Here is a 10,067-nt window from a genome sequence, read left to right on the forward strand (position 1 = left end):
CTGCACCTTCTGCGTCGTGCCCTATACGCGCGGCGCCGAGATGTCTCGCCCCGTCGCCAAGATCGTCGACGAAGCCCTGCGCCTCGCCGATGCGGGCGTGCGCGAGCTGACCCTGATCGGGCAGAACGTCAATGCCTATCACGGGGAGGGGCCCAACGGCGCGGTGTGGTCGCTCGGGCGCCTGCTGCACCGGCTCGCGGAGATCCCGGGCATCGTGCGGCTGCGCTACACGACCAGCCATCCGCGCGACATGGATGACGATCTGATCGCGGCTCATGGCGACCTGCCGGCGCTGATGCCCTACCTCCATCTGCCCGTCCAATCGGGATCGGATCGCATTCTCGACCTCATGAACCGCAAGCATACGGGCGACGATTATCGCCGCCTGATCGAGCGCTTCCGTTCGGTTCGCTCCGATATCGCCCTGTCGTCCGATTTCATCGTCGGCTTTCCCGGGGAGACCGACGCGGATTTCGAGGACACRATGCGCCTGGTGGAGGAGATCGGCTTCGTCAGTGCATTCTCGTTCAAATACAGCCCACGGCCCGGAACGCCCGCGGCCGAAATCGCCGCGCAGGTTGCCGAAGATGTGAAGTCCGAGCGCCTGATCCGTCTGCAAAACCTGTTGGAAACCCAACGACAGGCTTTCAATCTCGGAACCGTTGGCCAGACTCTGGACGTTCTCTTTGAGAAGCCCGGTCGCCATCCGGGTCAGATCAACGGCAAGACGCCTTATCTGCAACCGGTGCAGGTCGAGACCGATGCCGTGACGATCGGCCAGATTGCGACCGTTTTGATCACTGGGAAGAGCTCCAACAGCCTGTTCGGAGCATTGACCGAGGCCGGCGGACGCGCGGCGGCCTGACAGGAGGCGTCATTTGAGGCCAGCGGACAGCATGACCGCACGAGCGCAGAAGGGGCGAAATACCGCCAGTCTCCATCCGGGCGTCGACGAAGAGGCCGAGATCATCCTGACTTTCGAGGACAACCGCCTGGCGGGTCTCGTCTTCGGACAATACGATCAGAACCTGGCCCATCTGGAACGCCGGCTCGGTGTCGTGGCGGTCGCCACCGGCAACCGCGTCACCCTCAAGGGCTCGCCGGAATCGACCGAGCAGGCCCGGCGCGTCCTCGAATCCCTCTACGACCGGGCCCGCCAGAGCGCCATGCTCAGCCCCGGCGACGTGGACGGGGCCATCCAGGAGAGTACGCTCCAGGGGACGCTCTTCCCGAGCGAGGAGCCGACGATTCCAGGGCTCACCGCCTTCGACCAGATCGCCACCCGCAAACGTGGGCCGGTCCGGGCCCGCAACGCCGCGCAGAATGCCTATATCAAGGCGCTCAAGCAGCACGAACTGGTCTTCGCGGAAGGTCCTGCCGGCACCGGCAAGACCTGGCTCGCCGTCGGCTACGCCGTGTCGCTCCTGGAGCAGGGTAAGGCTGAGCGCCTGATCCTGTCCCGTCCCGCCGTCGAGGCGGGCGAGCGCCTCGGCTTCCTGCCGGGCGACATGCGCGAGAAGGTCGATCCCTACCTGCGTCCGATCTATGACGCGCTCTACGACTTCATGGAGGCGCGCTTCGTCGATCGTGGCCTGCAGACGGGGATGATCGAGATCGCGCCGCTCGCCTTCATGCGCGGACGCACGCTCACCAACGCGGTCGTCTTGCTGGACGAGGCGCAAAACACCACCTCCATGCAGATGAAGATGTTTCTGACGCGCCTCGGAGAGGGATCGCGGATGATCATCAACGGCGATCCGACTCAGATCGACTTGCCGCCCGGCCAAAAATCCGGGCTGATCGAGGCCRTCCGCATTCTCGAAGGGGTGGAGGGCATCGCCCGGGTCACGTTCAAGGAGCAGGACGTCGTTCGTCACGATCTGGTGCGCCGTATCGTGACCGCCTATGAGGGGGATCATCGTTCGAATCAGGATGGACAGGGGCGCAGGACGTGATTGAGTTCGACATCGTGGCCGAGGCGGGCGACTGGTCCCGCCTCGACGGGGCGGCGGCGCTTGCGCTGAGCGCCGGTCAGGCCGCGGCGGCGATCGCCGGGCAGGCGCAGGCGGGTCTCGAGGTCAGCCTGCTTCTGACCGACGACGCCCATATCCAGGACCTCAACAAAGCGTGGCGCGGCAAGGACAAGCCGACCAATGTCCTTTCGTTTCCGGCTCCAGCGCCGCCAGGAAACTTGAGCAGAAACTTGGCAGGAAACTCAGGTGCTAACTTAGGCGGGAACTTGGCTGGGAATTTTGGCCCTCGCCATCTCGGCGATATTGCCTTAGCCTACGAGACGTTGGTGCGAGAGGCAGAGGCGGAATCGAAGCCGCTCGCTCATCATTATGCCCATTTGATAGTCCATGGTGTCTTGCATCTCCTCGGCTACGACCACGAGGTCGAGGCGGAGGCGGAAATCATGGAAGCCCTAGAGGTCAAGGCGTTGGCCACACTCGGCATCGACGATCCTTACCGTGACATGGCAGCTTGAACGCGACCCGTTCGGCTGAAAACCGACTGCAATGAATGACGATCGAAGTCGCAACGAACGCCCCGCCCGGTTATCGCCGGAGAACGAGGGTGTTCGCGACCATTGGTACGACCGGTTCCTCATCCGTATCGGCTTGAAGCATCGCGATTCGATACGCCACGACCTCGAGGACGTGCTCTCCGAGGCCGTTGCCGATACGGATTTCTCGCCCCAGGAACGGGCGATGCTGAAAAACGTCCTCGGCTTCCACCGGCTCCGCGTCGAGGACGTGATGGTGCCGCGCGCCGACATCGTCGCGGTCGCGTCCGAAACCTCCCTCGGGGACCTGCTCAATCTCTTCCGCACGGCGGGTCATTCGCGTCTTCCGGTCTATGGGGAAACCTTGGACGACCCGAAGGGAATGATCCACATCCGCGACTTTCTCGACTACATCGCCGCCCGTTCGGACGCGCGCCCGAGCCGCCGCCGCAAGGCCGGCGATGATGCCGTTCCGGCGGCGCCGAGCCTGATTCGCGTCGATCTGTCGATGACGCTCGCCGCCGCCCAGATCCTGCGGCCGGTGCTGTTCGTGCCGCGCTCGATGCCGGCGCTCGACCTTCTGGTGCGCATGCAGGCGACGCGGACCCACATGGCCCTCGTCATCGACGAATATGGCGGCACGGACGGCCTCGTTTCGATCGAAGACCTCGTGGAAATGGTGGTCGGCGACATCGAGGACGAGCACGACGACGCCACCACGATCACCATCATGGAAGGGGCCGACGGCACCTTCATCGCCGATGCGAGGGCGAGCCTCGACGAGGTCAAGGAGACCCTCGGGGTCGATCTGACCGAGGAAGAGGATGCCGAGGACATCGACACCATCGGCGGGTTCATCGTGACCCTCGCCGGCCGCGTGCCGTCGCGTGGCGAATTGATCGCCGGTCCGGGCGAGCTCGAATTCGAGGTCCTCGACGCCGATCCCCGTCGCCTCAAGCGCCTGCGCATCCATCGCCGCAGCACGCCCCCGAACGGCGGAATGACCCTGCCGTCCCCGGCCAACAACCCGCCACCGGAAAGCACCGCCGCTGAATGAGGACACTGGTCGACCGCGTCGTCCGCCTGCGAGGATGGCGGCGATGGCTCGCGGCCTTTGCGGCCGGCGCCGTCGGCGCTCTCGCGATGCCGCCTTTCGGCTTTCTGCCAGCTCTGTTCCTATCGCTGACACCGGCCATCTGGCTCCTCGACGGCACAGCCGCCGGAGGTGATTCCATCACGCGGCGGAGCCTCCAGACGGCCGCCGTGATCGGGTGGTTTTGGGGGTTCGGCTATTTCGTCGCTGGCTTGTGGTGGCTCGGCGCGGCCTTCCTGGTCGAGGCCGACCAATTCGCCTGGGCGCTGCCGTTCGGCGTGCTCGGCCTGCCCGCGCTCCTCGCTGTTTTCGCCGCCTTCGGTTTCCTCCTCGCCCGGCTGCTATGGACGCGGGATGCGACGCGCATCCTCGCCTTCGCCTTCGGTCTCACGGTCAGCGAGTGGTTGCGCGGCCATCTCTTTACGGGTTTTCCCTGGAACAACCCCGGCATGGCGCTCGGCCAGAACCTGTGGCTCATGCAGGCGGCCTCGGTCGTCGGCCTCTATGGATTGACCATCCTCGCCATCCTCATCGGCTCCGCGCCGGCGACCTTGTGGACCGGACGCACCGGACGCGCCCGTTGGCTCGCACCCGGTCTCGCGGCGCTCGCTCTCGCCGCGATGGCGCTCTTCGGGGCAGCCCGCGTTCCCGTCGAACCGGTTCCGGTCGTCGACAACGTGATGCTGCGCATCATGCAGCCCAATTTGCCGCAGGATGCTAAATTCAATCCGAAGAATCGCGACGCGATCATGCGTCGCTATCTTTCGATCAGCGCCCGGACGGGTGAAGACGGACGGCCGATCGAGGAGACCACGCATCTGATTTGGCCGGAATCGGCGTTTCCGTTCCTGCTGCACCGGGATCCAGCATCGCTGGCGCAGATCGCCGCTTTGCTGCGACCGGGGGCGGTCCTGATCACCGGCGCGGCCCGTATGGACGATCCCCTGCCCGGCGAAGCGGTGGGCAAGTTCTTCAATGCCATCCAGGTGATCGGCGACGACGGCACCATTTTGTCGGCGTACGACAAAGTGCATCTGGTGCCGTTCGGTGAATATGTGCCGCATTTCCTCGATGCGCTGATCCGGGCGGCCGGCCTTCGGCAATTCGTCCATATTCCCGGCGGATTCGAGCCTGGAAGCGAGCGTAACGCCCTTACGGTGCCGGGATTGCCGCCGGCGGCTGCGACGATCTGTTACGAGGCTATTTTTCCTGGGGACATTTTGCCCGACGGTCCGCGTCCGAATCTCATTCTGAACGTCACCAATGACGCCTGGTTTGGGCGTACGCCCGGGCCATACCAGCATTTTGCGCAGGCGCGCCTGCGCGCCGTGGAGGAGGGGCTTCCCCTCGTCCGCGCTGCAAATACCGGCATTTCAGCCGTCGTCGATCCCTATGGCCGGATCGTCAAAATGCTCCCCCTCGGAGTCGAAGGTGTCCTCGACGCTGAATTGCCACTTGCAATTTCCCCCTCTGTTTATAGAGGGTACAGCCTAGCAATTTTAACTGCTACGCTGATGACATGCTGCTTCCTTCCGGTTTTTCGTCGAAGGCGGCGGCCTCATCTGGACACACCAGGGGACTGATCCCGACGCCCGCGAGCCGGGCGAGGAGAGCTTCGACCATGAAGAAATCGACTAGCGCGATCGACGTTGAAATCGGAAGCCGCGTGCGGATGCGTCGCATGTCGATCGGCATGAGTCAGGAAAAGCTCGGGGAGATGCTCGGTCTCACCTTTCAGCAGGTGCAGAAATACGAGAAGGGGTCGAACCGTATCAGCGTCGGCCGCCTCGTCGACATCGCCAATATCCTCGGGGTCGAAATCGCCTTTTTCTTCAACGGCGTCCGGAGCGACCGCACCACATCCGGTTTCTCCGAAGGCGATTCTCCCTCCTACGCCTCCGAAGTGATGCAGACGCCGGAAGGCCTCCATCTGATTCGCACCTTCGCGTCGATCAAGAACGCCAAGGTCCGTAAGAGCATCGTCCAGCTGGTCGCCGCCCTCGCCGACTCGCCTGAGGCCGCAGAGGCCGCCGACGATCGTTCGAAATAAAGAACGCGTTCGTCCGTTTTCTTGACGTTTCGGGTCATTTGCTGCATTGAGCGTGCCTTCCGCTGCGCGTGAGGCGCGGCATTTGCCATTCAAGGACATTGACCGTGCGTCGTTCGAGCTACCTTTTCACGAGCGAATCCGTCTCCGAGGGCCACCCGGACAAGGTTTGCGATCGGATTTCCGATACCGTCGTCGACGCCTATCTCGCGGCGCTCCCCGAAGCGCGCGTGGCGTGTGAGACGCTCGCCACCACCAACCGCGTCGTCATCGCCGGCGAAGTGCGCGGGCCGTCTTCCATCACCCACGATCACATCGTCGAAATGACCCGCGCTGCGATCAAGGACATCGGCTACGAGCAGGACGGCTTCCATTGGAAGACCGCCGACGTGGCGGTTCACCTGCATGCCCAATCGGCCGATATCGCCCAGGGCRTCGATGCCGCGGGCAACAAGGACGAAGGCGCCGGCGACCAGGGCATCATGTTCGGTTACGCCTGCAACGAGACGCCGGAATTGATGCCGGCGCCGATCTACTACGCTCACAAGATTCTTCAGAACCTGACGATCGCCCGCAAGGCCAAGGAAAATGGCGCCGCCGTCCTCGGCCCAGACGCCAAGAGCCAGGTCACGTTGCGCTACGAGAACGGCAAGCCGGTCGCGGCGACCCAGATCGTGCTCTCCACGCAGCATCTCGACGAGAACCTCTCCTCCGAGGACGTCCGCGAGATCGTCGAACCCTACATCCGCAAGACCCTGCCGGCTGGCTGGGTTTCGGCCGAGACCGTCTGGCACGTCAATCCGACCGGTAAGTTCGTCATCGGCGGACCGGACGGCGATTGTGGCCTCACCGGCCGCAAGATCATCGTCGACACCTACGGCGGCGCGGCTCCCCACGGTGGTGGCGCGTTCTCCGGCAAGGATCCGACCAAGGTCGACCGCTCGGCGGCTTATGCGGCGCGCTATCTGGCCAAGAACGTGGTCGCGGCTGGTCTCGCCGATCGCTGCACCCTGCAGCTTTCCTACGCCATCGGCGTGGCGAAGCCCCTGTCGATCTATGCCGACCTGCACGGCACCGGCAAGGTCGACGAAGGCAAGCTCGAAGCCCTCCTGATGGACACCATGGACCTGTCGCCGCGCGGCATCCGCACCCATCTGTCGCTCAACAAGCCGATCTACGCCCGCACCTCGGCCTACGGCCATTTCGGCCGTCCTCCGGAAGCCGACGGCGGCTTCTCGTGGGAGCGCATCGACCTCGCCGACTCGCTGAAGTCGGCCTTCAACTAAGTCGTCATGAGCGCGGATATCGAGCATGCCGGCGCCTTCTTCGGGCGCCGGAAAGGCAAGAAGCTCCGCGCCGGTCAGGATGACCTGATCCAGAACCTGCTTCCGACGCTGCGTGTAGCGCCGGGAGCACCTTTTGAGACCTTGTTCGCGAAACCTGGCCGGGAAACCTGGCTCGAAATCGGTTTCGGCGGCGGCGAGCATCTGGCCGCACAAGCGCAAACGCATGCCGACGTGAACATCATCGGTTGCGAGCCGTTCGTGAACGGCATGGCGAAACTCCTCGCCACGATCGAGCGCGATCACCTGGCCAATATCCGTGTTTACGACGACGACGTCACCGACCTGCTGCCGACGCTGCCGGAGGGTTGCCTCGATCGCGTCTACATCCTCTATCCGGACCCGTGGCCGAAGCGTCGCCAGCGCAAGCGCCGACTGGTTTCCGACGAGATGCTCGTGGAACTCGCCCGCGTCATGCGCAAGGGGGCCGAGCTGCGCTTCGCCAGCGATATCGACGACTATATCGGATGGGTCCTGGCGCGCGCTCTGCGCTCTCGCCATTTCCGGTGGTCCGCCACGCGGGCGGATGATTGGCGCCGTCCTTATGACGGATGGCCGGGAACGCGCTACGAGGCAAAAGCCATCCGCGAAGGCCGCACCCCGTCTTATCTAACCCTTTTGCGTCTTTAGCCTTTTTCAGATCTTCCGCTACGTAAGATTCTTGTGATGCGCGCGGCTGGATTCGCCGTTTGCGGATCAGCGATGTGACAAGGATCGGCGATGGCGAAGGGGAGTGCCGCTGCTCCCGATGCGGGAGACTGGCGGGTCGACGGTCTCCTCTCGGGATACCGGTGGGACAGTGACGTCCTCAGCTTCGGCTTCGGCCCGAGCGCGGCCGATTACGGCACCGATTACGGCGCCGAGCCCGGCACGGATTTCTCGCCCGTCACCTTTGCCATGCAGCAGGCCTTCCGCTTTATCATCGAGGGCGCGAGCACCTTCGCCGGCGGACCGAAAATGGCGGTTCTGCCACTCACCGGATTCACGCGATTGCAAGTCGGCGAAGCGGGCGCGTCTCGTTCCTCCGCGCCCTCGTCATGGCCCGACATCGCCATCGGATCGACGGGGGCGACCACGACGGCGCATGCGTATTATCCGAGCCCCGATTCCTCCGCCGCCATTGGCGACATCTGGTTCGGACCCCATCGGGATTTTCGCAATCCGCTTGTCGGATCCTACGGCTTCGAGAGCRCCATCCATGAGCTGGGTCACGCGCTCGGCCTCAAGCATCCGCACGACATAGGTGACGAGGACGCGCTGCCGACGCTGCCGGCTTCCATGGATTCGGTCGAGTACACGGTGATGAGCTACCGTTCGTATCCGGGGGCGATCACGAGCGGATATACCAACGAGCGTTTCGGATTGCCGCAAACCTTCATGGTCGGCGATATCGCGGCGCTGCAAATTCTATACGGCGCCAATTTCGATTTTCGCAGCGCCGACACGGTCTATCGGTTCGATCGCAATACGGGCGAGACCTTCGTCGATGGTGTCGGCCAGGGTGTTCCGGGGGTCGGCGGCGACGAATCCAACCGGATCTTTGAAACGATCTGGGATGGCGGCGGCATCGACACGTACGATCTGTCGACGTATCGCGCCGATCTGTCCATCGACCTGGCGCCCGGATCGTCCAGCGCCTTCGGCGAAGAGCAACTCGCCCTGCTCGGAGGCGGGGTTCTGGCCCGTGGCAACGTCTACAACGCCTTGCAATACGAGGGCGATCCGCGTTCGCTGATCGAGAATGCGAAGGGCGGACGCGGCAACGATACCCTGCACGGCAACGCGGCCGCCAACCACCTCTACGGCAACGGTGGGAGGGATACCCTTTCCGGCGGCGCCGGCAGCGATACGATGGAAGGCGGCGCCGGCAACGACACCTATCTCGTGGACGACGCTTTCGACCTCGTCATCGATCCTTCGGGCACCGACCGGGTGGTCACGACGGTGGATTACACCCTCGGCCGTTCGATCGAGCAGCTCACCGGCTCTGGACCGCACGGGTTGGCCCTGACCGGCAACAATGGGGCGAACACGATCGCAGGCGGTGCGGGCGACGACGTCCTCACTGGCGCGAAGGGCAAGGATGCGTTTCTGTTTTCGGCGAAGCTCGATCGGGCCATGGGGAGCGTCGATACGATTGTCGATTTCAACGCGCGGGACGATTCCATCCACCTCGCCAAATCGGTCTTCGCCAAAGTCGCCAAGAAAGGCGTCCTGGCGCACGATGCCTTCTGGACCGGGTCGAAGGCCCACGATGCCTCGGACCGGCTCATCTACAACCGCAAGACCGGCGACCTGTCCTACGATCTGGACGGCTCGGGAAAAGGCGCGGCCATCCTGTTCGCCACCCTCATCCACAAGGTCAAGCTGACGGAGAAGGACTTCTTCCTGGTGTGACCGCTTCTATCCAGGAGTGCGTTGCAATGTCGGCGCCGCATCTAGCGTCATCCAGCGAACGCCCAAGCCGAGCCTGCCCGCAGGCTGGGAACCTGGATTGTCCGTTTCGACAGCGATCTCCACGAGCTTGGAATTCGCGACGAAGGAGGCTGGAACGCTGAACGCGACCTCCTGCTCCGCGACCATCGCGCCGCTGTTGACTCGTCCGACGGGATGTCCGTTGACCGAAATCGTCACCAAGTGGCTTTCGGAACCGATGTTGCTGAGAGACAAACGAAGCGTCGTATCGCCGCTGATGGCGTCATTCGTCTCGAAGGAAAGCATCGCCCGCGGCCGCTTCATGCGGGCGCCCGACTGGTCGGGAAGCGCCCATTCAACGCCGGTGAAGGCACGCGCGTTGCCGCCTTTGGCGAAGTTGACCTTTTGGCCGAGGGCAAGCTTGTTCGGTATGCGATGCCAGCTTTGCAGATCGAACAGGGAGCCGTTGATCTCGTAAGCCACAATATCGGCGATCCTATCGGTTCCGTGCATCCCTCGCGCCCATGTATAGGAAAGAAACCGACGTGTTCGCTGCGCAAGCGGCTCCTCCGCGACAAGCGATCGGCCTTCGCGAATGGTGCAATCGCGCGCCACGCCGCACACCGTCGCGGCGATGTCGGTCAGGCTGGCCGCCGACATGTC

General features: G+C 63.8%; 10 protein-coding genes. 9 read left to right on the forward strand and 1 reads right to left on the reverse strand.

Annotation, left to right across the window (positions count from 1 at the left end):
- The 9 genes from AC1DT3_RS05030 to AC1DT3_RS05070 form a co-directional block, all read left to right on the forward strand.
- Window positions 1-865, forward strand: an 865-nt coding sequence (locus AC1DT3_RS05030) for a MiaB/RimO family radical SAM methylthiotransferase (RefSeq protein ID WP_477464149.1), incomplete at its 5' end; no start/stop codon positions are given.
- Between the two features lie 31 nt (window positions 866-896).
- Window positions 897-1,955 (forward strand): PhoH family protein, encoded by a 1,059-nt coding sequence (locus AC1DT3_RS05035; protein WP_477464150.1) that lies wholly within the window; start codon window positions 897-899, stop codon window positions 1,953-1,955.
- Window positions 1,952-2,488, forward strand: coding sequence for an rRNA maturation RNase YbeY (gene ybeY / locus AC1DT3_RS05040; RefSeq protein ID WP_477464151.1), 537 nt, complete (start codon window positions 1,952-1,954; stop codon window positions 2,486-2,488). Before AC1DT3_RS05035 ends, ybeY begins: the two co-directional genes overlap by 4 nt.
- A 31-nt stretch (window positions 2,489-2,519) precedes the next feature.
- Window positions 2,520-3,563, forward strand: coding sequence for a hemolysin family protein (locus AC1DT3_RS05045; protein ID WP_477464152.1), 1,044 nt, complete (start codon window positions 2,520-2,522; stop codon window positions 3,561-3,563).
- Complete coding sequence (gene lnt, locus AC1DT3_RS05050; RefSeq protein ID WP_477464153.1) at window positions 3,560-5,182, forward strand: apolipoprotein N-acyltransferase; 1,623 nt, start codon at window positions 3,560-3,562, stop codon at window positions 5,180-5,182. Before AC1DT3_RS05045 ends, lnt begins: the two co-directional genes overlap by 4 nt.
- A 38-nt stretch (window positions 5,183-5,220) precedes the next feature.
- On the forward strand, window positions 5,221-5,649 hold the full coding sequence (locus AC1DT3_RS05055) for a helix-turn-helix domain-containing protein (protein ID WP_477464154.1): 429 nt from the start codon (window positions 5,221-5,223) through the stop codon (window positions 5,647-5,649).
- A 104-nt stretch (window positions 5,650-5,753) separates the two neighbouring features.
- Window positions 5,754-6,932: a methionine adenosyltransferase gene (gene metK, locus AC1DT3_RS05060; RefSeq protein WP_477464155.1), complete on the forward strand. Its 1,179-nt coding sequence runs from the start codon at window positions 5,754-5,756 to the stop codon at window positions 6,930-6,932.
- Window positions 6,933-6,938: 6 nt separating this feature from the next.
- On the forward strand, window positions 6,939-7,619 hold the full coding sequence (gene trmB, locus AC1DT3_RS05065) for a tRNA (guanine(46)-N(7))-methyltransferase TrmB (RefSeq protein WP_477464156.1): 681 nt from the start codon (window positions 6,939-6,941) through the stop codon (window positions 7,617-7,619).
- Window positions 7,620-7,709: 90 nt separating this feature from the next.
- Complete coding sequence (locus tag AC1DT3_RS05070; RefSeq protein WP_477464157.1) at window positions 7,710-9,386, forward strand: M10 family metallopeptidase; 1,677 nt, start codon at window positions 7,710-7,712, stop codon at window positions 9,384-9,386.
- 6 nt (window positions 9,387-9,392) lie between these two features.
- On the opposite strand, the gene AC1DT3_RS05075 is transcribed toward AC1DT3_RS05070, so the two are convergent.
- On the reverse strand, window positions 9,393-10,067 hold a 675-nt coding region (locus AC1DT3_RS05075), incomplete at its 5' end, for a hypothetical protein (protein WP_477464158.1).

It is taken from the genome of Microvirga sp. P4_G7 (assembly GCF_056401005.1).